This window comes from Pectobacterium peruviense (genome assembly GCF_002847345.1).
Lineage (GTDB): Bacteria > Pseudomonadota > Gammaproteobacteria > Enterobacterales > Enterobacteriaceae > Pectobacterium > Pectobacterium peruviense.
Genome location: NZ_LXFV01000034.1, coordinates 69,579 through 93,364 on the forward strand (window position 1 = coordinate 69,579; position 23,786 = coordinate 93,364).

Here is a 23,786-nt window from a genome sequence, read left to right on the forward strand (position 1 = left end):
AAACCCCGTCCGTTTGGTGATAACAACAGAACTATCTTTATACAGACAGGCAAAGTCATCTTGCTATAACGGTATCGGCAGTGGAATAATGCTTTTGCGTTTCCCACGCGGATTTCCGATAAACAAGGGGAAATTGCGAAGTTATTAAGTTTGCCTGATGACGCACACACGCAGCAATGGCGTAAGACGTAATGTGAAATCAAGCAGTTAGCGGGCTGCGGATTGCAGCTTGGCCGGCAAATGGAATCAGATCTGGCGACATTATTCAGAAGCTGTTCCCTCAGTAAATGCGCTGTTTTCCATCAGGAAACACAGGCTACCGAAACATGCGTCTCTATGCAGGCGACAACCGGGAGGTTGACGTCCCTGCGATAAGCCACGAGGCCATCGGTTCACTCCGGTCATGCGGTTCTTTTGTCCGCAGCTCTATCAATAATGCAAGTAAAAATAACGAGTAAGTTGAAGATGAAAAGAATGTTAATTAACGCAACTCAGCAGGAAGAGTTGCGTGTTGCCTTGGTTGATGGTCAACGGCTGTATGATTTGGATATAGAAAGTCCAGGTCATGAGCAGAAGAAAGCAAATATCTACAAAGGTAAAATCACTCGTATCGAACCCAGTCTTGAAGCGGCTTTTGTTGATTACGGCGCTGAAAGGCACGGTTTCCTCCCTCTTAAAGAAATCGCCCGCGAATACTTCCCCAACAACTATGCTTCCCATGGTCGTCCTAACATTAAAGACGTGTTACGTGAAGGTCAGGAAGTTATTGTTCAGGTAGACAAAGAAGAGCGTGGCAACAAAGGCGCAGCGCTGACCACGTTTATCAGCCTCGCTGGTAGCTATCTGGTCTTAATGCCGAATAACCCTCGCGCAGGCGGTATTTCACGCCGGATCGAAGGTGACGATCGTACTGAGCTCAAAGAAGCGCTGGGATCGTTACAGCTGCCTGATGGCATGGGACTCATTGTTCGTACGGCGGGTGTGGGTAAATCCGCTGAAGCACTGCAATGGGATCTGGCTTTCCGTCTGAAACACTGGGACGCGATCAAAAAAGCCGCTGAAGGTCGCCAGGCACCGTTCCTGATTCATCAGGAAAGTAACGTGATCGTCCGTGCTTTCCGTGATTATCTGCGCCCAGATATTGGCGAGATTCTGATCGACAATCCAAAAATTCTCGACCTGGCGAAAGAACACATTTCTGCGCTGGGCCGCCCCGATTTCAGCAGTAAAATCAAATTGTATAGTGGTGAAATCCCGCTTTTCAGCCACTATCAGATCGAATCGCAGATTGAATCGGCTTTCCAACGTGAAGTTCGCCTGCCGTCCGGCGGCTCTATCGTTATCGATACGACCGAAGCGTTGACGGCCATTGATATCAACTCCGCCCGCGCAACACGCGGTGGTGATATTGAAGAAACGGCGTTTAACACCAACCTTGAAGCCGCTGACGAAATTGCTCGCCAATTACGCCTGCGTGACCTCGGTGGCCTGATCGTCATCGACTTCATCGATATGACCCCAGTTCGTCACCAGCGTGAAGTTGAAAACCGCCTGCGCGATTCAGTACGCCAAGATCGTGCTCGTATTCAGATCGGTCGGATCTCCCGCTTTGGTCTGCTGGAAATGTCACGTCAGCGTCTGAGTCCTTCACTGGGCGAATCCAGCCATCATGTTTGTCCTCGCTGTACTGGGACAGGCACGATTCGTGACAATGAATCACTTTCGCTGTCCATTCTTCGTCTGATTGAAGAAGAAGCGCTGAAAGAAAACACCAAAGAAGTTCACGCTATTGTTCCAGTCCAGATTGCATCCTATCTGCTGAACGAGAAGCGTGATGCCGTTAACGCCATTGAGACACGTCAGGGTGGTGTACGCGCCATCATCGTGCCACATGACGGAATGCAAACACCGCACTACTCCGTGGTTCGTGTCCGTAAAGGCGAAGAAAAGCCGACGCTCAGCTATTTGTTGCCTCAGCGTTTGGAAACGGAAACGCAGCAGTTGCAAGACGAGCAAACCATCGAACGTAAACAGCCTGAGCAACCAGCTTTAGCAACGTTCAGCATGGTTGAAATGCCAGAGGAAACCACGCCACCGACTGCCAAAGCGACTCCTGCTGTAGCAAAAGCCGCAGAAGAAGCTCAACCAGGTCTCATTAGCCGTTTCTTCAGTGCGTTAAAAGGCGTCTTTACTTCTGAACCAACCGCAAAAGCAGCGGATAACGTTGACGAGAAGAAAGCCGAAGAAGAGAAATCTACTGAAGGCCAACGCTCTGACCGTCGGAATTCACGCCGTCAAAGTAATAATCGCCGTGACCGTGGCTCTCGTGACAATCGTGACAATCGTGACAATCGTGACAATCGTGACAATCGTGACAATCGTGACAATCGTGAACAGCGTGATGATCAGCGCCGTAATAAGCGACAAAACGACGAAACGGTTGCTGAAACTCGCGTTGCGGAAAATGTGGAGAAAGCCGGTTCAGAAGAACAGCCGCGCCGTGAACCACGTGCTGAACGTCAGCGTCGTCGTCAGGACGAGCGCCGCCAAGCTCCGACAGAGGAAAAAATTCAGCCAACTGTTGATGAGTCAGATGACAATGCAGCCGAGCAGGATAAACCGACTCAGGTTATGCAACGTCGCCAACGCCGTCAGTTAACGCAGAAAGTTCGTGTCCAGTCTGAAGCTCAGCAGGTCACCCTCTCTGAGAACACGGCACCGGTTGCTGAAGCACCTGAACTGGCTCAAGCTTACGTCAAACCAAGCGATGTTGCGGTAGACCATAACGAGAGCGATAACGACCAAAACGATGCAAATCGTGCCAATGGCGAAAATGGCGGTATGCCACGTCGCTCACGTCGTTCACCTCGCCACCTGCGCGTCAGCGGCCAGCGCCGTCGTCGCTATCGTGATGAGCGTTACCCATCCCAGTCGCCGATGCAGTTGGAATTTGCCGCTGCGTCACCGGAGATGGCATCAGGGAAAGTGTGGGTCAGCTACCCTGTCGCACAGCCACAGCTGGCTGAAACCCAACAGCAGGAAGAGAACATAGCGGCTATCGAAACACCGCTGTTACCAGCCGTTGTCGACGTTGCCCTGACGGCACAAGCCGATACCGCTGAATCCAACGCGATTGAAAACGTTGCGATTACTGAAGCAGTCGTTCATGAAGATGCTGTTGTAACAGCAACAGCACAATCTGCGGACGTCGTTCAGGACAGCAATGTAGCGGATGTCGAAGTGAGTGCTGCTGACGAAGACACTGTCGTTGAGCCCATCACCGAGAACACAGCGATCGATGATGCCATCGCTGCAATTACCGTGAGTGCGGTTGAAGAAGCAAAAGCTGTTGAGGTTGATGATACGGCTTCGACACAGGTAACTGAAAACGCACAGACCGTTGAAGCTACTGTTGCTGTTGAGACTGCTGTTGCTGAAGAAAAACCGACAGATGACATCGCTGACACGACCGAGACAGCCGATGTGGCAGAACCGGTTTCTACCCCGGTGATTTCCGCAGTACAGGAAATCAGCCAGCCACAAATCGTTCAGGATGAGCCAGTAGTCGCTACCAGCGCACAGCCGGTTGTGGAAGAGCCTGTATCGAGCGTAGCAAAACCAGCGGCTGTTGTTGGTGTTATTGAACAGCCTAGCTATAAGCTCCATGCAACGGCACCAATGACTAAAGCTCCGGCTCCGGCATACAACGTTGAGCCTGCTCGACACAGTGATTGGGTCCGTCCAGCCTATCCGTTCTCAGGAAAAGGCTCGGCAGGCGGTCATTCCGCAGTTAACCAGTCAACTGCGCCAGCAACCAAGCCTACGCCAATTAACGAGTAATACTGACTTTTATAGACAAATACCCGCCAATTGGCGGGTATTTTTTTACGTACAATCTTTTGCTAACCTAAAAAATTCAATAGTTTGATATCTACACTGTCCGTTTTGCCATCCAGTTCGGCCAGAAAACTTTTAAAGTGCACACTCTGCTCATGTAATGTCAGAGCATCACGATCCTTCCAGCGTTCGAAGAACACAAACGAACCGAGTTTATCCACGACTTCATGCAGATCATATTGCACATTGCCCGCTTCCTGTCGGCTAGGTGATACCACACGTTTTAGCGTTGCGGTAACATCAGCGATGAACTCTACCTTTGCCTGAATAGTGGCGACAATACGAATTTCCATATACATCCCTTATTTATCAATGAAAAGATAATGCTATCAGATGCCAATCTGCGCTTAATTTCAAGCATTCATCAACAAACTGATGCATTCAAATGGCTTTACGCTTATCCTCATTCCCCGCCGTATCAGTCCCAAAACCAACCGAAAGACGATGTTTTTCTACTGACCGCCGGAGCGCAATTCCATGACCGCACAGCCTACTATTCTTAAAATCCGTCGCCCTGACGATTGGCACATTCATCTGCGTGACGATCGGATGCTGGAAACCGTTCTACCCTATACCAGCCGTTTCTTTGGCCGTGCGATTGTTATGCCGAACCTGACGCCACCGATTACCAGCGTAGCCAGCGCTATCGCGTATCGTCAGCGTATTTTAGCCGCTGTCCCGCAAGGCGATGACTTCCATCCTCTGATGACGTGTTACCTGACAGATGCCTTAGATGCCAATGAAATCGTAAGTGGCTTTGAGCAAGGCGTCTTTACCGCTGCCAAACTCTATCCAGCCAATGCCACAACGAACTCCAGCCATGGCGTAACCAGCGTCTCCAATATCTCCGGGATTCTGGAGAAAATGCAAAAAATGGGTATGCCGTTACTCATTCACGGTGAAGTCACCGATCCTGCTATTGATATTTTCGATCGGGAAGCTCGCTTTATCGAAACTATTCTGGAACCTTTACGCCAGGATTTCCCTGAACTGAAGGTCGTTCTCGAACACATTACGACGAAAGAAGCAGCGGAATATGTTGTTGCAGGCAATGCTTATCTCGCTGCAACCATCACTCCCCAGCACTTGATGTTTAATCGTAATCATATGCTCGTCGGTGGCGTTCGCCCTCACTTGTATTGTCTACCGATCTTAAAACGCAACACACATCAACAAGCGTTGCGTGAAGCCGTCGCCAGCGGCTGCGACCGACTTTTCCTCGGTACAGATTCCGCGCCGCATGCCAAACACAGGAAAGAATCCAGCTGTGGCTGTGCTGGCGTGTTCAATGCTCAGGCTGCATTAAGTACCTACGCCACCGTTTTTGAAGAAATGAACGCACTCGATAAACTCGAAGCATTCTGCTCCCTGAATGGCCCACAGTTTTATGGCCTGCCAGTGAACGACAGCTGGATTGAGCTTCATCGTGAAACAGTCACGTTCCCTGAAGAAATCTCGCTCGGCGACGAGTCACTCATCCCCTTCCTTGCCGGACAAAGCCTCAACTGGTCAGTTCGTTAATCGACAAGCCCATTTGCATTATGCCGATGGGCTAAATTTTATTATGCATCTTGTTCTTCTTCTTTAATAACTGTATAAATAAACAGTTAAAAAATTGGAGGTCAGCATGCGCGTAGAAATCACTCTTGCAAAGACAGCGCCTTTACCCGCCGGTGCCATCGAAGCGCTCAGGCATGAGCTGGAAAAACGTATTCACAAAATTTATCCCGATACGCCCATTCAGGTTCGTTATGCATCCGCAAATAACCTGACGGTGATGGGAGCGGGTAAAGATGACAAAGATCGTATCTCTGAAATTTTGCAGGAAACGTGGGAAAGTGCCGATGACTGGTTTACAGCAGAGTAATCTAAAGCTTGAAAGATAACGAAGATATAGGCTGTAATGGCAGTTACAAGCGGCATTTCGCCATGTGCTATGACCGAGGATATCTGTGATGACGGTAGAAAAACCAGAAGAGGCAATGACATTCGGGGAGTTGCTGGAGCTAATTGGCGAGCAACAACGCAAGATCGATGCTCTGGAACTTGCCTTTTCATCCCTGGCATTCTGCCTCGATGAGAAAGCAAACACACTGATGATTCACAATCTGACATTGGAATCTCAAAATGAGAATCGGGATCCCGCGATGAAGAAATACCTTGCCCGACTTGCTGCCGCATTAGAGAAAAACGCAGGGCCGGCTCCGGAATAATGTTCTACTGCACCTATAAGAGTACCTTCGGGATGAAGGCCTATTCGTCCCGATATTTTATCTGATACATCGTTTATCCCTTCAACATACCCGCCTGTGTAATGTTTTTTTCGAAAAATTGAAAATATTTCCCATAAATTAAATAAGCCACAGTATACTCATAATGCTCGTTTAAAATAATGAGCCACCTGAAGCCTCGTTAGTCACTCATGTTAGTAACTAGTCAATAAGGGGTATTTATGGATAGAAAAAATGAAGTTATTCAGACACATCCTCTTGTAGGTTGGGACATCAGCACCGTTGACAGTTATGACGCCATGATGATCCGTTTACACTACTTATCCACCTCGGATCAAGCACCAGATGAAGCACATGTAGACCGTACGCTGTGGCTAACAACCGATGTAGCAAGGCAGTTGATACACATACTTGAAGCTGGCATTGCGAAAATCGAATCAACAGACTGTGACGTCAGTGATTATCGAAAACATTAGTAATTGATAACGTTATTAATATTATATTCAATACCCAATGATTTGCTTTAATGACATTTGCTTTAGTAACAACACCGCCCTATCGGCGGTGTTGTTATTTTAGGTCTATTCTCATTTCTTTTTATACCCGCGAATCAATTAAACCAAGTCACCTTCCTTTATACCAATAATCACCCACTAGATAGTTATTCAACTAATAGAGCATTTCCCATTCCTTTAATTTATTTCGTTATCGTATTTATTTATCTTCCACCTGAAAACAAGTATCAGAAATATCTATTTCAATTAAAGAACTTCCATAACCAAATTGAATAAATTATGAATTTAAATTCAAAAAATCTGCTCATGTTTATGATAATGTTGCAATTTGGAAGTTTATATTGCTTTTATGTTTCTTCCTGTTAAATTTTTTTCCGGATTGACCACGTTACCGATCTGATTAAGGAACTATCACTATGCTTTGGCGTAATACCTCTTCCCGTTATGGCCATATCAGCATTCTTTTGCATTGGATTGCAGCGTTGACTGTTTATGGCATGTTTGCTTTAGGACTGTGGATGGTCACATTAGGGTACTACAACATCTGGTACCACCGTGCCCCAGAGATCCACAGAGCCATTGGTGTGCTGCTCTTTGCCATCATTATCTTCCGCGTGGTATGGCGTTTTATCTCTCCGCCGCCACCTCCGTTGAAAAGTTACTCCACATTGACCCGCGTCAGCGCGACGCTGGCGCATATTGCACTTTATGTCATTCTTTTCGCCATTCTCATTAGTGGATATCTCATTTCCACTGCGGAAGGGCATTCAATCTCAGTTTTTGGCTGGTTTTCTATTCCGGCCATTGTCAGCGGCTTGACGGATCAGGCCGATATAGCAGGCGACGTGCATCTTTATCTTGCATGGGCGGTGGTTGCCTTATCAGCACTGCACGGTTTAGCCGCATTAAAACACCACTTTATCGATGGTGATAACACGTTGAAACGGATGTTGGGTCGCAACGTTCCTTAACTTTCTGGATTTATGGAGAAAATCAATGCTGAAGAAAACACTACTGAGCCTGACGGCAATATCCATGCTTGCTTCTGCCGGTTCTGCACTGGCGGCAGAGTACAAGTTCGATAAAGAAGGCCAGCACGCGTTTATTGAATTCCGCATTAAACACCTCGGCTACAGCTGGCTTTACGGCAGCTTTAACGATTTCGACGGCACTTTTGCCTTTGATGAGAAAAATCCATCATCGGATAAAGTGAATGTCACTATCAACACCAACAGCGTTGACACTAATCACGCTGAACGTGACAAGCACCTTCGCAGTGCAGAATTTTTAAACGTGTCCAAGCATCCGCAGGCAACGTTTACCTCAACGGAAGTGAAGAAAGACGGCGAGGATTACGATATTACCGGTAATTTGACCTTAAATGGCGTGACCAAGCCTGTTAAGTTGGATGCCAAACTCATCGGTCAGGGCGATGACCCATGGGGTAACTATCGCGCAGGATTTCAGGCCGAAGGGACAATCAAGCTGAAAGATTTCGACATTACGACCGATTTGGGTCCCGCTTCACAGGATGTAGAACTGATTATTGCCGTTGAAGGCGTTCGCCAGAAATAAGCTTCCGTAATGTCATTAGCAGCAAAAAGCCCTTTCCTTTGGAAAGGGCTTTTTATATTGACGAGTGGCAGTGAGTTATTTCGCGTTGTCTTTCGCTACAGGTGCCGGAATATGTAACGTTGACTGCAATAATCCTTTGGATTTATTGAAGATCTTCATTCCATTTTCACGCCCACTGCGTATTGCTCTTTGTTCTTCTAACGGCAATTTTATTTCATCCTGACACTGCGTGCTGCAACAACCTTCGTATTTTGCGGCACAGCTCGGACATTGGATAAATAGAAGATGGCAACCTTCATTACGGCAGTTCGTGTGACTATCACACGAAGCACCACACTGATGGCAATGCGCGATAACGTCATCAGAGATACGTTCACCCATCCGTTCATCAAACACGAAATTCTTGCCGATAAACTTCAGCGGTAGCCCTTGTGCTTTGGCCTGGCGCGCATATTCAATAATACCGCCCTCTACGTGATACACATTTTTAAAGCCATGATGCAACATGTAGGCACTGGCCTTCTCGCAGCGAATGCCACCGGTACAGTACATCACAATATTTTTATCACGCACATCATCAAGCATATCCACAGCCATCGGCAACTGCTCACGAAAGGTATCCGACGGCACTTCCAGTGCATTTTCGAAATGTCCGACTTCATATTCGTAGTGGTTGCGCATATCGACGAATACGGTATCAGGATCGTCGGCCATCGCATTAACCTGATCGGCCTTCAGATAGTGTCCAACATTCGCTGGATTAAACGTAGGATCATCAATGCCATCGGCAACAATCCGTTCACGTACTTTCATACGCAATACCCAGAACGATTTTCCGTCATCTTCCAGAGCGATATTTAAGCGAATCTGATCGAGTGCAGGATGCGCACTGAACAACCCAGCTTTAAAGGCATCGAATTGATTATTGGGTACGCTGATTTGGGCGTTAATCCCTTCAGCTGCAATATAAATACGCCCGAAGACCTTATATTGCTCAAGCTGAACATACAGGCGATCGCGAAATGCTTTTGGATCGTCAATCGTAAAATATTTATAGAAGGAAACTGTGGTACGCGGCTCGGTTTCCGCAAGCATACGCGCCTTCAGTTCCTCATTGGAAACTCGGTTATGTAACACTGGCATGGTGTACGTTCCTGTCTTCATTGAGGTTAGCGTGTGACGTTCATTGCCGGGCCATCGCCCGACACATTGAAACGCTCGGCATCATACCTGATAGCGCAGAAGCTGTCAGGGCATGAAATGCATAGCGAAACGATAAAGAGTGATCTACCGTAAACAGGTGGCTTCAGGGATTCACTTTCGCTTTAATGAAGTATCATCATCGAAGGATCTGTCATTATGAGTCAGCTTTTCTCCCCCATATCTCTTGGTAAACTCGAACTGCCCAACCGAATCATTATCGCGCCAATGTGCCAATACTCGGCTGAGGACGGCAAGGCAACAGCCTGGCATACTATGCACTTAGGCAGCCTGTCACATTCAGGAGCAGGACTGCTCATTATCGAGGCCACGGCGGTCTCACCAGAAGGCAGGATTTCCCCACACGATCTTGGCCTGTGGGATGACACAACCGAACAAGCCCTTGCCAGGGTGATTCAATCCGTCAAAACCTATTCTGCCATGCCGCTTGGCATACAGCTGGGGCACGCCGGTCGTAAAGCCTCGACGGGCGTTCCGTGGAGCGGGCGGGCATTTCTGCGCCCGGAACAGGGAGGATGGCAGACTCTCGCGCCATCAGCGGTTCCGTACAACGCCAGCGATGCCGAGCCACTAGCAATGTCAGAACAGCACATTCGTACGCTAATTGATGCGTTCGTCGACTCAGCTAAACGTGCAGATCGTCTGGGTTTTGACCTGATAGAAATTCATGCTGCTCATGGCTATTTACTGCACCAGTTTCTTTCTCCACTGACAAATCAGCGCACGGATAACTATGGTGGTTCGCTTCAAAATCGGATGCGTCTGGTCGTTGAAATTTATCGCGCAATACGTGAAGTGTTTCCTGCAGATAAAGCCGTCGGCGTACGCATTTCTGCGACAGATGGTGTTGAGGGAGGTTGGGATCTGGAGCAGTCGGTGCAACTCAGTAAGACATTGCACGAATTAGGCTGCGATTTTATTCATGTTTCCAGCGGCGGGCTATCACCATTACAGCAGATTCATCCTGCACCAAATTATCAGGTGCCCTATGCACAGCGAATTACACAAGAAGTTGGTATCACCACCATCGCCGTAGGGCTGATAACCGAACCAGAACAGGCAGAAGCGATCGTTGCAACGGGTGAGGCAGATGCTATTGGGCTGGCTCGTGCTATTCTTTTCGACCCACGCTGGCCATGGCATGCCGCCGCCAGACTAAGTGCTCAGGTATCGGCCCCCGCTCAGTACTGGCGCAGCGAGCCACGTTACGCCAGAGGTATTTTCAAGCAATAGCGATAGACAGGCGATCCTATCAGGGTCGCCTCTTCCCCACACAGCCACACTGTATGCCACCAAAGGTCAAAACTCATTTTTTGGGGATGATACGATTAAGGCCGTTTTTTGCATAAAAATCAGTCAATAAGATGACAATAATTTGTTTTATTGGTAAAGCACGCAATAATCTATCTTGCAGTTAACCACTAACTCGATTCTTTTTAACGGTTCGCATGCTGACCAGCACCAAAATGTTGATACTGAGGCCATGACACAAATCCCTTCCTTTAATCGTTCGTTGCTACATCCGCGCTACTGGCTCACCTGGTTGGGCATCGGCATCCTTTACCTTATCGTTTTGCTGCCCTATCCCGTTATTTATCGTATCGGTACTGCTCTCGGCCATCTGGCTATGCGCCTGTTGCCACAGCGCGTCAAGATCGCTGCACGCAATCTTGAGCTGTGTTTCCCAGAGATGCCGCAGGCCGAGCGCAATACGCTACTCAGGAAGAATTTTGAATCTGTCGGCATGGGCGTTGTTGAAACAGGTATGGCTTGGTTTTGGCCAAATTGGCGTCTTGAACGCTGGTTTACGGTAAAAGGCCTTGAGCACATACTCCCTGAGAACGAGCGGGAGCATGGAGTATTACTCATCGGACTACATTTTTTAACGTTGGAACTCGGTGCTCGCGTTTTTGGCATGCACAATCCGGGGATCGGCGTGTATCGCCCGAATGATAACAAGCTGATTGACTGGCTACAGACATGGGGCAGACTGCGCTCCAACAAATCCATGTTGGACCGGAAAGATCTTAAGGGAATGATACGCGCCCTCAAGCAAGGTGACATCATCTGGTATGCGCCAGATCATGATTATGGCCCGCACAGCAGTGTGTTCGCTCCTCTGTTTGCCGTAGACACAGCAGCAACAACTCGCGGAAGCTATATGCTGATAAAAACGGCACATCCGGCAGTTATCCCGTTTGTGCCACGCCGTTTGCCAGAAGGAAAAGGTTATGAACTACTGATTCAGCTTGCTGAGCAAGGTGCGCCTGTAGATAATGAAACCTTAACCGCCGCCTGGATGAATAAGGTTGTTGAAAAGAATATTCTGCTCGCGCCGGATCAATACATGTGGCTGCATCGCCGTTTCAAAACCCGTCCAGAAGGCGAAGCGTCCCTTTATTAATTCATCACTCACACGTTCAGGTTACTCATTTCAGGAACTGAAACACCTTGTGACAGACGAAAAAAAAGCAACGGCGACTGCCGTTGCTTTATCTTTCACACTAACAATTTTTCACACTACAGACTGCTAGCTTTTGATATGAGGTGCAGGCAGTTTTTGGTAAGACTCAACCCACGCCGCATAGGCCTCCGGTTTTTGCCACACATGGTAGTGCAAGCGCGATATGGTAACGGGATCGCTAAGCAGTGCCAGGCGCTGATTATTACTCACGTCTTCCGGCTTACGATTCAAGGCATCACGCACATTCTGCTCGCGTACATCCTCGATCGCTCGGCTGAAGCGATGACGCGCCGTCGCCATTGCACTAGAAAGGGCATTCACGGACGGATCGAAAACAGCCTGCATAAACCCGTTATCGAGTCTACGCTGGTGGTTCAGTCGGCAATATTCATCCGTAGCGACCAGTTCACGCGGCGGATTAAACTCTTCCGGTATCAGCAGCAGCTTCGCACGTTTACAACCCAGCCCTAATGCTGCACGGCTCGAATAAACCGACACAACCGGCGACAAAATCAGTGAGAAGACAATCGGCGACAGCCACCACAAGAAGCGCAGATCCAACCATGCCATGCCAATCGCCCAGACCAGTCCCAGAACTAACTGAGAACCGTGGCGCACAAATGCTTCACTCCACGGCGTCGCATCGTCGTCACGCTGTGGAGAATTCCACTGCACCGACCAACCAAGGAACGCGCTGACAACAAACACTGTGTGGAACAACATACGAACCGGTGCCAGCAGAACCGAGAACAGCATTTCCAGCAACAGAGAAAGGAATACGCGGAAAGCACCACCGTATTCTTTTGCACCTTTCGCCCACACCAGAATCACGCTCAACAATTTTGGCAAAAACAGCAGAACCAATGTCGTCGAGAAGAGGGCGATAGCAAGTTCAGGCCGCCACTGTGGCCAGACGGGGAACAGCTGTCGGGGCTGCAAGAAATACTGGGGTTCCATCAGCGTATGCACAACCTGCAACGCGGTAGAGAGCACTAGGAACATAAACCACAACGGTGCAGACAGATAGGACATCACGCCAGTCAGGAAAACGGCACGGTGAACCGGATGCATGCCTTTAACCAGGAACAACCGGAAATTCATCAGGTTACCATGGCACCAGCGGCGGTCACGTTTCAGTTCATCCAACAGGTTAGGCGGCAGCTCTTCATAACTTCCTGGGAGATCATAGGCAATCCACACACCCCATCCGGCACGGCGCATCAGCGCAGCTTCAACGAAGTCGTGAGAAAGAATCGCACCCGCGAACGAACCTTCACCCGGCAGCGGTGCCAGTGCACAATGCTCGATGAACGGTTTAACACGAATAATCGCGTTATGTCCCCAGTAATGCGACTCACCAAGCTGCCAAAAATGCAGACCCGCGGTGAACAGTGGGCCATAAACACGCGTCGCAAACTGCTGACAACGCGCATACAGCGTATCCATGCCAGACGCTTTCGGCGAAGACTGGATGATACCCGCGTTAGGGTTCGCTTCCATCAGTCTGACCAGAGATGTCAGACATTCTCCACTCATGACGCTATCGGCATCCAGAATCACCATATAGCTATACTGGTTACCCCAGCGGCGGCAGAAGTCATCGATATTGCCGCTTTTACGTTTGACGCGGCGACGGCGACGGCGATAGAAAATACGCCCTGCTCCACCGACATCACGACACAACTCCATCCAAGCTTTTTGCTCTGCCACACAGATATCGGGATCGTTACTGTCGCTCAGGACGTAAATATCAAAATGCTCAAGATTGCCCGTCGCTTCAACCGATTCGTACGTCGCACGTAGTCCCGCAAACACACGTTCTACGTCTTCGTTACAAATAGGCATGATTAACGCCGTGCGATGCTCAGGATTCAGAGCCTCGTCACCGACTGTCGTGGAAGAGATACTGTATTTATCTCGACCAATAAGCAGTTGCAGGAACCCCATCAGCGCGGTCCAGAACCCAGCCGACACCCAGCAGAACAACACCGCAAACAAAACGAGTATCCCGCTTTGCAGCACATAAGGCAGCAACTGCATCAGTGAGCGAGTCCAAGGCTGGCCCGCCATTTCAAACGGATCGATCAGCGCCCAGCCCTGATAAGGCAGGATGGTTTTCATGTACCACGTTGCGATCGCCGTCTGGAACAGCGTCAGCGCCAACAGGATATAACGGCGGATTGTTCCCACTAAACGCCAGCGGTTCTCGGAAATTTTCTCTTCCGGGCTGTAATGAGGGCGAGGCGGTGCGGTACGCCCCAGCAGGCTTTCCCACCAGCGAATCAATGGGTTCGTTCGCCAAACATCAGGGAACATCGAAGCGCGGGTAATGACAGGCATCGCTTTTAATGCCGTCCGCCCTTCTCTGTCTGTGCCGAGTTGCTTACCGTTGTCCAAACCATCGGCCCAAGCCATTTCAAGACGTGCCTGCACGGAATGCAACGCAGCATCGTCTTCAGACTGAACATTTACCTGGTTACCTTCAGGCTGGTTACCTTCGGACAGGGCCTGATGCAAAACGGCCTGATCGTTCCAGGCCGCTTGCGGTAATTTTTCGCGAAGAACCTCTGCCTGCTCGGCAGGCAGAGGTAGTTTCTCAATGTAATCGAGAGAAGAAGTTGACTTATTCATTAGCAGGCAGCTGATTGCTCCAGGTTTCAGTCAATGTCGTCTCGCCATTAACCAACGCAGCTCTCATTTCAGTCGGCTGTTTCGCATCTTTCACACGCACACGCAGCGTCAGACGCCAACCATGAGTTACTGGGTTATAGCGAACATTATTTTCTACAATCTCGCCGTTATCGCCGATGCTGACCTGAGAGGCTACCGGAGCGTTCTCATCCAACTCTTTCAAATTCGGTCCAATGAAGTCAACAATATAAGCGATCGTGCCGTCAGGCTGGCGGATCAAGTTTGATTGTTTAACATCACCGGCAGAACGACGAGTCTGTTGAACATAAGCAATATTCGGGGAATGTAATTGATCTTCATCGCGCGTAAAGTGCAGACGATATTTAACATCCAGTGGTTTGCCCGTTTCTGGCAACACATCCGGCGTCCAGAAAGCAACGATATTGTCGTTAGTTTCATCTGCGGTAGGGATTTCAACCAGCTCAACCTTCCCTTTACCCCACTCGCCTTTCGGCTCAATCCAACCGCTTGGACGCAGATCGTAACGGTCGTCAAGATCTTCATAGGAGGTAAAATCACGTCCGCGTTGCAGCAGACCAAATCCTTTAGGATTCTCTACCGCATAGGTGCTCACAGACAGATGCTTCGGATTATTCAGCGGACGCCAAATCCATTCGCCATTACCGGCATGAATTGACAGGCCGTTAGAGTCGTTCAGCGCCGGACGATAGTTCAGCGTTGGAGACGGCTGGTTCGGTCCGAACAGATACATACTGGTCAGCGGCGCAATACCCAGTTTGCCCACTTTGTCACGCAGGAAGACTTTAGCCTGAACGTCTACTACGCTGTCACGCCCCGGATAAACAGTAAAGCGGTAAGCCCCTGCGGCACGTGGAGAATCCAGCAGCGCATAAATAACCAAGTGTTTATCATTTGGTTTGGGACGTTCGATCCAGAACTCACGGAAACGAGGGAATTCTTCGCCGGAAGGCAATGCGGTATCGATGGCAAGACCACGGGCGGACAAGCCATAAATCTGGCCTTTCCCTACCACACGGAAATAGCTGGCGCCCAGCATGCTGACGATTTCATCGTTCTTATCGGCTTTATTGATCGGATAGAGAACTTTAAAACCAGCAAAGCCGAGATTTTTAACCGACTCAGGATCGTGGTTGACGGAACCGAAATCAAAGAACTCAGGAGAGTATTTAATCTCATCAACCGTTGTCGCCGTGACTTCATTAATTTTCACCGGGGTATCGAAATACATCCCCTGATGGTAAAACTGGAGTTTGAATGGCGTCTGTACATTATTCCAGTATGATTTATCGTTATTGAAACGAATTTGCTGATAGTCAGCAAATTTCATATCACGGAATTGCGCAGGAAGATTACTTTTCGGCGCTTCAAAACCCTTTTGTGCCAGCTTTTCAGCCTGCTGTGCCACATCATCAATAGAGAATGCCCAAGCAGGCACTGCGCTTACAGACAGCATAATGGCGGCGGACAGCCAGCGAAGGCTAGCAACCCGCTGTTTAAACCCAAATTTATTATCCAGCACAGCTCCCCCTGTTGGTGTGCTTCAATCAACTAAAATCCATATTAATGGATAAGTTAGCCTTCCTACAACTTGATAAAGATATTGTTCATCATAATAGGTCAGCGTTTAAACAACGAGAACGCTAAAGCATGATAAACCGGGTTGTAAAAATGGAAAACAGCCACGGACTATAGCGAATATCGACCTACGCGGGCGTAGGATTATTCCGTTTACGCCTGCCTCATCTCTTATTACCCCGCCGATAAAAACCCTGACGGATAGTGATATCGGCGTACATACCGCTTTAAGCATGGCAGAGATAAACATTTGTGTAACAATGCAGGGACAAGTAAAGTACACGTTCCTACTGAACCCAGTATTGTTGAATTAAGACTGCTATGCTTTTGTCCGCATTACGACGGCGAAGTTTCCCAGCCTGGGTCGGCATCTTCGCTATTTTGACCATCTTCATTGCCCCAGTGATTTCACAAACACTGGCGCTTCACGAGCATGGGCTTTATGAAGAGGGTACAACCACAAGCAGTGCAGCCACCGCACATAGTACGACTCGTGCTACCGCGCATGATACCACTGCGCACGGTAGTCACAGCGGCAGTATAGCTGAACCGCATCATAATCATACTGCCCACGCGATGCCCGAGCATCACGCAGCGCAATTACACCATTCTCCCTCATCGCCGTCCATGATGATGGATCATGCGGCATGTGGATACTGTGTACTTTTTTCGTATACGCCAGCACTGTTCGCAACAGGCTCCCCCAATCCCATACTGACGTCATCGTTATCTGAAGCGTTGGTTATTCATTTTATTTCTCGCATTGTCCTTCCTGAACGCTACGCCTCCCCTATCGTGCGCGCCCCACCTTTCTGAACGATGCAGCATCATGCCTGCGGGCATTTATCACGCATCGCGCGATACCTTTTCCGGTATAGCGTTCGATCATTTCTTGCTAAATGATTTCAGAGGGTTTTATGTCACACCCTAATCAGGCATCAGCCACTGCTGCCTCCAGCGCGCGCACAGATAGAGAAACGGCGAGCGAAAAACACGTAATGGATAAGGTATCGCCACGTGCTGCGATCGTGGCCCTGTTCATCCGGCTTCATTTCTACATCGGTATTTTTGTCAGCCCTTTTATTTTCGTCGCTGCTCTGACTGGAACGCTGTACGTATTGACGCCACAAATTGAAAATCAACTGTATTCGCACCTGCTTTTCACTGAAAGCCAAGGTACGCCACATTCACTGGCCGAACAAATTCGAGTGGCACAGGAGGGACTCGCACACTCACAGGATGCCAAGCTGCTAGCGATACGCCCTGCGTCCGTCACCGGAGAAACCACTCGCGTCATGTTTGCTTTGCCAGAATTAGGGCCATCGGAAAGCCGTGCTGTTTTCGTCGATCCCGTTTCGCTGGAAAATCGCGGCAGTGAGATTGTTTACGGCACCAGCGGTATCCTGCCATTTCGTACCTGGCTTGATTACCTGCACCGCGGACTGCTGTTAGGTGATATCGGGCGTAATTACAGCGAGCTGGCAGCGTCCTGGCTGTGGGTCGCAGCATTGGGTGGCGTTGTCATCTGGTGGTCGACCCGGCATCTGTCGTCAGCAACTAAGCGGCGGAAATTGAAAAATAGCCAGACGACGGCGGCAAAAACGCAGCGCCTGCGTCACTGGCACGCCACAATGGGGCTTAGTCTTCTACTGGGTTTGCTCTTTTTCTCCGCGACGGGGTTAACCTGGTCGCAATGGGCAGGAAGCAACATCGCTGTCGCACGCTCCGCGCTAGGGTGGCAAACCCCATCGGTGAAAACCCAATTACCCGCACCGATGTCTCACCATGACATGATGCACGGTCATGATATGACGATGACGACGGATGAACACGCAGAACACCATGCGTCAATGCCAATGCCGATGGAGGATGTCGAAACCTATTCACCAGCGTTATTTGATGAGGTGCTGGCTGCCGCACGTCACGCCGGGATTGATGCTAATAAAATCGAAATTCGCCCCGCGACCAAGCCACACCGCGCTTGGACCGTCAGTGAGATCGATCGCTCATGGCCAACACAGGTTGATGCCGTATCGGTTAATCCAGACACATTGGATATTGTGGACAAAACCGATTTCAATACCTTCCCGCTAGCCGCCAAACTCACCCGCTGGGGGGTCGATGCGCACATGGGTGTGTTATTCGGTTTGCCAAATCAGCTGATTCTCGCGGCATTTGGCCTGGGGCTCTGTGCGATGATCGTGTGGGGTTATCGGATGTGGTGGATACGTCGTCCAAAATCGCGTCATGACGTGAATCCAGTCAATACGCTAACAGCGGCATTGTTACAGATTCCTGTTTTTCACAGAGTACTGATCGCACTCATTACGCTGTTGCTGGCAGTGAGTCTGCCCGTTATGGGAATCAGTCTTCTCATCTTCCTGCTGATTGACATTGTTCGGTGGCATATAAACCATCCAAAGCAGGCTATCGTCAAACGCTGATTTCTTCACGGGAATCCTCGTTCAATCGACAATAAAAAATTGGCGGCGTCGAGTCATTTATGAAAATGGCTCGACGGCTGGCAGTCTATGTAGCTCAATCGATGATCGTCCTCCACGTCGAAGAACGCGCAGCGTCGGGCTGGGCGTCCGAGGGTGATTACCAGCGGAAACGCGCCTCATCAGCTTGGCTTAAGCGGTGCCGCAAATAGCGTGCACATGCCAGATGAACAGATTGAGGCGGTACCAACCCAGCTTGAGCGGCGCAGCCATTGCCCGGGACTTGACTACGCCATATAGGAGTGACTACTTAAGTCCAACTGCTTTTCTCGACATCCCAACCAACAGATCGTGTGACTTGATCTTGCGAGCCAAGAATGAGGCGCGGAATTGCCCGAAGGGCAAAGAGGTCAGGCCATCAGTGCGCCCGAGAGACACGATCATCAGTTTTCCGATACCTTTACCAGGCAAGGCTGGCTTGTAAGCTTTCAGCTTTGTCTGCGAAGGAGTCTCAGCCGCGATAAGACGTTTCAAGTTTCCTACGACCGACTTGACATGAAGCCCGGCAACGATCGCCAACCTGTTCTCTGGAAGATTGGTCACATCCCCAACGGCGAAAATCGTCGAATGACCGACCACGCGCAAATATGGATCAACCCTAACCAGCCCATTAGGCTGAACCACGTCCGACCAAGAGTTGGCAACGAAGGTTGTCACTGGGCGAGTACCGGCGGCCCAAATAACTACTTCGGCCTGCAACACTCGTCCAGAGCTAGTCACCACGCGGCCATCCTCAGGTTGTGTGCTAATCGACGGGCTTGTCACGGTCTCACCCAATACCAGCTTAACCCCCTTGCCGCTAAGATATTTCTCCGCCCAGTCTGCGAACTTGCTGGGTGCCTTTGCTAGTGCTCGATTCTCGCCGTGGACAAGTGTGACATCCACATGTGGAAGCCATTCGCGCAGCTCAGCAGCGGTCTCGACACCAACCGGGCCAGCACCAACAATCACGACCGAACGGGCCGTGCGAAGCCTCGTATTCATTGCTTTCAACTCCGCTGCGCGCTCTGCCTCGGTGGATGCCTGAGCCTTGATAATCGGGTCGAGCGAGGCGGAACCTGACGCAATTACTGCGTAGTCGAAGGCGACCTCTTTTTCAAGGTCGTCGGACAACTTCACTTTGGCGTGGCTATCCGTCAGTGCCGTGACTCGCCCCTGAACATGCTCGGAATTGTTTAGAAAGCTTGCATAAGGAATTCGAGCGGCTAACGCATCCGATTCCACCAGCAAGCGCGGGACCGCCATGGGGATTTCCCAATAGGTCTTAGGGTCCACCAGCGTGACCTTGGCAACATCGCGCAGTTGGTAGGCAATCTGGTGTCCGGCTGCGCCGCCGCCAATCACGAGAATCAATTTTTTAGGCATGTTTTTCTTTCCTTTAAAAGCCTGAGCGTGACCATCAACGGCAACCCCGTTGCACCGACACGAACGGAAGACTTGGTGTGCCGCCCACACCAGACCAGCAGCAACGGCCGTGGCGCGGGCGGCAGTAGTGGTTAGGCTGAAATCGCGGCGATGGTGCTCTTAGCCTGAGCGATGGCCGCCCCTTTGGCATCATCACCAAGAGCGAGACCTTCAGCACGAACAACGGTCACATCAGTCAGACCGATAAAGTGGAGCGCCGCTATCAACAGACTTTCTTGGTGATCGAGGCCAGCCACTGGGCTTGCGCCCGTGTAGATGCCACCTCGGGTCGAAGCAATGAACACCTTTTTTCCCTTGGGAAGCAGCCCCTCGGGACCGTGATCGGTGTAACGGAAGGTACGGCCCGCAACGAGTACGCGGTCCAGCCATCCCTTGAGCTGGCTGGGGATCGAGAAGTTGTACATGGGTGAACCAATGACGATGATATTGGCGGCGAGCAGTTCGTCGATATAGCCGCCGCCCTGCGCGATGTCTTGCCCGAGTTCTGGAGAGGGCTGCGCTGCGCCCTGGAAGACGGCGAGATGGCTGGGGCTGAGGTGCAACAAGGCATCCTCCACGAGGTCGCGGCGGAGGACTGTCGCACCAGGATGGAGTGCAAGTTGTTTATCGACGATTTCCGCCGTGAGACTTCGACTGACGGAATTGTCACCAAGGATGCTGGAATCGATGTGCAGAATGGTTGTCATGAGATTTCTCCAGTAAGAGATGGCATTCCCGAGCATAGGCAGTTCGGGCACTGACATAATTCCATGCTGCGAAACATCTGAATAGACGTTATATTCATATACATACCATCTGAAATTCAGATGCTTTCGTATGTGGAGGCTTTATGCTGGAAGGCGTGTCACTTGACCAACTCAGAACGTTCGTGGCTGCAGTCGACGAAGGTAGCTTCTCAGCGGCCGGTCGTCGTTTGGGCCGAGCGCAATCAGCCATCAGCGAGCTAGTTCGCGGTCTGGAGGAACAACTAGGTGTACCGTTGTTCGATCGCACTGGCCGCTATCCACGGTTGACTGCCGCAGGCACGGCTCTCCTTGGGAATGCGCGGGAAATCTTGGCAGGAGTCAATTTGATGAAGTCGCGTGCCAAGGGTATGGCTGCAGGACTGGAGCCAGAGTTGTCAGTGGTAGTGGATGTCTTCTTCCCCATAGAAGCACTTGCAGCCGTGGCCTGGGAATTTCGCGAGCAGTTCCCGGCAGTTCCCTTACGCGTATACGTGGAAGCGTTGGGAGCAACCTTCAAACCAGTGCTTGAACGGCAGGCCAGCGTAGGCATCGTCGGTTTTGTGCCATTAACGCCGCCCGGTATCGTAACCGAACCTCTGGTGAACATCGCCTTCGCCATGGTAGCCGCCGCCGATCACCCCCTATCCGCCCATCAGGGTGTTATTTCTCACAGCGAACTTGCTAAGCACGTCCAATTGGTGCTTACAGACCGATCTGACCTGTCGAAAGGTCGTGATTTCGGCGTGTTTTCCCCCAATACCTGGAAGCTCGCCGATCTATTCGCCAAGCGCGCATTCCTACTCAATGGACTGGGCTGGGGAGGTATGCCGCTGCACACGGTCCAGGCAGATCTGGATAGCGGGAAGCTGGTGCGACTTCGCATTGAGGAAGAGCCCGCTAGCGGAGTCAGTATGTTGATGTCTGCTGTCTATAGGATTGATGCACCACCTGGCCCTGCAGGACGTTGGCTCATCGAACGAATCATGGCCTGCTCCAAGCATCATTAGCAGCCTTTCCAACTTACTTATCAACCTGCGTCCGACGACATGGAGCCATCAACAAACGCGCTACCTATCACGATTCCGATGACTTGGGGCCAAATTCATCAAACCACGTCCAGCGAAACTCGGGGCTGGAGTCAGCGTGAAATAAAAAAACCGCCATTGTGCAACACAATGGCGGTTAATCAGCAATACACAATTAGCGACAAGGGATTAGAACGTAGTCCAGTCTGCTAACTCACCTTTAGCAGACGTTTTTTCTGCACGGTTATTTTTAGGTGCCGCAAGCGCAGGCGTTTCCGTTTTTCTATTTACCACAGCACTTTTATAAGATGCACCAAGGTTGAATACGCTGACCGTACGCGCGAGGCTATTTGCCTGATCCTGCAAAGAAAGGGCCGCGGCGGCAGACTCTTCAACCAACGCCGCATTTTGCTGGGTTGTGGTATCAATCTGCCCAACAGCTAGGTTGATTTGGTTGATTCCATCACTTTGCTCACGACTGGCCTGCGCAATTTCACTGATAATTCCTGTTACGCCCTGCACGTTCGTCACCAGAGAACTCATCGTAACGCCAGTTTCTTCTACCAGCCCCATGCCGTCCTGTACTTTCTTGAACGAGTCATCGATAAGTTCTTTGATTTCTTTTGCCGCCGTAGCGCTTCGCTGAGCCAGCGCTCGCACTTCACTGGCGACAACAGCAAATCCGCGACCCTGCTCACCAGCACGCGCAGCCTCAACAGCCGCATTCAGCGCCAGAATGTTAGTTTGGAAAGCAATGCCATCAATCACGCCGATAATTTCCGACATACGCCGTGACGAATCGCGGATGCCACGCATTTCCTGCGTTACCGTTTCCATCATCGCGCCGCTTTTCTTCACCGTTTCAGACGCGCTGGCCGCAAGGTCTGTCGCCTGCGTCGTATTATCTGCAGTATTTCTTATCGTTGACGTCAACTGTTCCATTGATGACGCTGTTTCTTCCAGCGAACTGGCCTGTTCTTCTGTTCTGGCGGATAAATCCTGATTCCCTGCAGCAATTTGCGATGCGGCGCTGGAGATCGTCTCGGCACCATCACGCACCTGGCTAACAATCTGTCTCAGGTTACCGTTCATATTATTTAAGGCAGATAACAGCTGACCGGTTTCATCTCTACGATCGGTATAGATTTCAGAGGTTAAATCGCCTTTTGCGACATTTTCAGCAATCCCCAGCGCCTCCTGTAGCGGCCGGGTTACGCTGCGGGTAATCAGTGAAGCAATAATCAATCCAGCCAGCGCACTGATGATAATGATCGTGGCGAGAACCATCAGCGCATTTTTATAGCTTTCACCCACTTCTTGCGCTGAAGCGGACATCTTATCATCCTGTATATCAATGAACTCATTGACCTTACTGGTGTATTTTGCTTGTGTAACACGCGTTACATTGAAATATTCTTCGGCAGCGGCGTCAGTGCTCCCTGCCGAGATCAGTGAAGAAAGCTTATTCGCTGACCCAAGGAAATCGCGTCGGATGTCGCCAATATCACGCAGTACCGCAACAGACCTATCGTCATTTACGGACTGATTTAAATACTCCATGAGTTCAGATATCTTTCCTGAACGTTCTTTGTTCAACGCCAACTGTTTATTGATTTCGCTTTCTGATTTAAGTAATAACAACAGTTGTTGATTATTGAGGTATCCATTTAGCTCATCAATGAGCCTATTGCTTTTGACAGTTAATGGGTAATTTTGCGAAACAATATCATCCATTTTTTCGTGAAAATCACTTAGTTTTGAAATTGCAACGCTGCCAATTACCAAAAGCATTAATACCAGAAAAGAAAAACCCGCCCCTAATCGATATCCTATACGCCAGTTGGACAAACTCATTTACATCTCCTTAATTAATTTTCTCTATCTGCATAAAAATATATAATTTAAAAATTAATATTTATTTAATAAATACAGATAGCTCCAATATTCTTTTTCATAACA

At 49.9% G+C, this 23,786-nt stretch carries 19 protein-coding genes; 12 read left to right on the forward strand and 7 right to left on the reverse strand.

Features of this window, described 5'->3' with window-relative positions:
• The first annotated feature begins 465 nt into the window (after nt 1-465).
• Nucleotides 466-3,840, forward strand: coding sequence for a ribonuclease E (gene rne / locus A0G03_RS19655; protein ID WP_048259682.1), 3,375 nt, complete (start codon nt 466-468; stop codon nt 3,838-3,840).
• Between the two features lie 62 nt (nt 3,841-3,902).
• On the opposite strand, the gene A0G03_RS19660 is transcribed toward rne, so the two are convergent.
• Entirely contained in the window at nt 3,903-4,190 is a 288-nt protein-coding gene (locus A0G03_RS19660) for a putative quinol monooxygenase (protein WP_048259680.1), read from the reverse strand.
• A 184-nt stretch (nt 4,191-4,374) separates the two neighbouring features.
• Between A0G03_RS19660 and pyrC the strand changes: the two genes are divergently transcribed.
• From pyrC to A0G03_RS19690, 6 genes are all read left to right on the forward strand, one after another.
• Nucleotides 4,375-5,418: a dihydroorotase gene (gene pyrC, locus A0G03_RS19665; RefSeq protein ID WP_048259679.1), complete on the forward strand. Its 1,044-nt coding sequence runs from the start codon at nt 4,375-4,377 to the stop codon at nt 5,416-5,418.
• Between the two features lie 106 nt (nt 5,419-5,524).
• Complete coding sequence (gene dinI / locus A0G03_RS19670; protein WP_048259675.1) at nt 5,525-5,764, forward strand: DNA damage-inducible protein I; 240 nt, start codon at nt 5,525-5,527, stop codon at nt 5,762-5,764.
• Between the two features lie 88 nt (nt 5,765-5,852).
• Nucleotides 5,853-6,110, forward strand: coding sequence for a hypothetical protein (locus tag A0G03_RS19675; protein ID WP_048259673.1), 258 nt, complete (start codon nt 5,853-5,855; stop codon nt 6,108-6,110).
• A gap of 239 nt (nt 6,111-6,349) precedes the next feature.
• Nucleotides 6,350-6,604, forward strand: a complete 255-nt coding sequence (gene bssS, locus A0G03_RS19680) for a biofilm formation regulator BssS (RefSeq protein WP_005970542.1) — start codon at nt 6,350-6,352, stop codon at nt 6,602-6,604.
• A 455-nt stretch (nt 6,605-7,059) separates the two neighbouring features.
• Nucleotides 7,060-7,614 carry a cytochrome b gene (locus tag A0G03_RS19685; RefSeq protein WP_048259672.1) on the forward strand — a complete coding sequence of 185 codons (555 nt, stop codon included), beginning with the start codon at nt 7,060-7,062 and terminating at the stop codon, nt 7,612-7,614.
• 28 nt (nt 7,615-7,642) lie between these two features.
• On the forward strand, nt 7,643-8,218 hold the full coding sequence (locus tag A0G03_RS19690; RefSeq protein ID WP_101749539.1) for a YceI family protein: 576 nt from the start codon (nt 7,643-7,645) through the stop codon (nt 8,216-8,218).
• Between the two features lie 75 nt (nt 8,219-8,293).
• Here A0G03_RS19690 and trhO read toward each other — a convergent pair whose 3' ends face one another.
• Nucleotides 8,294-9,361, reverse strand: a complete 1,068-nt coding sequence (gene trhO, locus A0G03_RS19695; RefSeq protein WP_048259668.1) for an oxygen-dependent tRNA uridine(34) hydroxylase TrhO — start codon at nt 9,359-9,361, stop codon at nt 8,294-8,296.
• Nucleotides 9,362-9,577: 216 nt separating this feature from the next.
• Here trhO and A0G03_RS19700 point away from each other — a divergent pair, with 216 nt between their 5' ends.
• Entirely contained in the window at nt 9,578-10,672 is a 1,095-nt protein-coding gene (locus A0G03_RS19700; protein ID WP_048259666.1) for an NADH:flavin oxidoreductase/NADH oxidase, read from the forward strand.
• A 250-nt stretch (nt 10,673-10,922) separates the two neighbouring features.
• Entirely contained in the window at nt 10,923-11,843 is a 921-nt protein-coding gene (locus A0G03_RS19705; protein ID WP_048259664.1) for a Kdo(2)-lipid IV(A) acyltransferase, read from the forward strand.
• Nucleotides 11,844-11,969: 126 nt separating this feature from the next.
• Here A0G03_RS19705 and mdoH read toward each other — a convergent pair whose 3' ends face one another.
• Complete coding sequence (mdoH, locus tag A0G03_RS19710; RefSeq protein ID WP_048259662.1) at nt 11,970-14,534, reverse strand: glucans biosynthesis glucosyltransferase MdoH; 2,565 nt, start codon at nt 14,532-14,534, stop codon at nt 11,970-11,972.
• The gene (locus tag A0G03_RS19715; RefSeq protein ID WP_101749540.1) at nt 14,527-16,029 is read right to left on the reverse strand and encodes a glucan biosynthesis protein G; all 1,503 of its coding nucleotides are present in this window, start codon (nt 16,027-16,029) and stop codon (nt 14,527-14,529) included. Before A0G03_RS19715 ends, mdoH begins: the two co-directional genes overlap by 8 nt.
• 443 nt (nt 16,030-16,472) lie before the next feature.
• Here A0G03_RS19715 and A0G03_RS19720 point away from each other — a divergent pair, with 443 nt between their 5' ends.
• Both A0G03_RS19720 and A0G03_RS19725 read left to right on the forward strand, forming a co-directional pair.
• A complete protein-coding gene (locus tag A0G03_RS19720) occupies nt 16,473-16,967 on the forward strand; it encodes a DUF2946 domain-containing protein (protein ID WP_072062013.1) in 495 nt (164 codons plus the stop codon).
• 101 nt (nt 16,968-17,068) lie between these two features.
• On the forward strand, nt 17,069-18,595 hold the full coding sequence (locus tag A0G03_RS19725; RefSeq protein WP_048259660.1) for a PepSY-associated TM helix domain-containing protein: 1,527 nt from the start codon (nt 17,069-17,071) through the stop codon (nt 18,593-18,595).
• Nucleotides 18,596-18,898: 303 nt separating this feature from the next.
• Here the strand turns inward: A0G03_RS19725 and A0G03_RS19730 are convergent, their stop codons facing one another.
• Together A0G03_RS19730 and A0G03_RS19735 are read right to left on the reverse strand one after the other, a co-directional pair.
• Entirely contained in the window at nt 18,899-20,017 is a 1,119-nt protein-coding gene (locus A0G03_RS19730; RefSeq protein ID WP_048259659.1) for an NAD(P)/FAD-dependent oxidoreductase, read from the reverse strand.
• Nucleotides 20,018-20,148: 131 nt separating this feature from the next.
• Nucleotides 20,149-20,763: an FMN-dependent NADH-azoreductase gene (locus A0G03_RS19735; protein WP_080965228.1), complete on the reverse strand. Its 615-nt coding sequence runs from the start codon at nt 20,761-20,763 to the stop codon at nt 20,149-20,151.
• Nucleotides 20,764-20,906: 143 nt separating this feature from the next.
• Between A0G03_RS19735 and A0G03_RS19740 the strand changes: the two genes are divergently transcribed.
• Nucleotides 20,907-21,809, forward strand: coding sequence for a LysR family transcriptional regulator (locus A0G03_RS19740; protein ID WP_048259658.1), 903 nt, complete (start codon nt 20,907-20,909; stop codon nt 21,807-21,809).
• Between the two features lie 207 nt (nt 21,810-22,016).
• On the opposite strand, the gene A0G03_RS19745 is transcribed toward A0G03_RS19740, so the two are convergent.
• Nucleotides 22,017-23,681, reverse strand: coding sequence for a methyl-accepting chemotaxis protein (locus tag A0G03_RS19745; RefSeq protein ID WP_048259656.1), 1,665 nt, complete (start codon nt 23,679-23,681; stop codon nt 22,017-22,019).
• Nucleotides 23,682-23,786 lie beyond the last annotated feature (105 nt).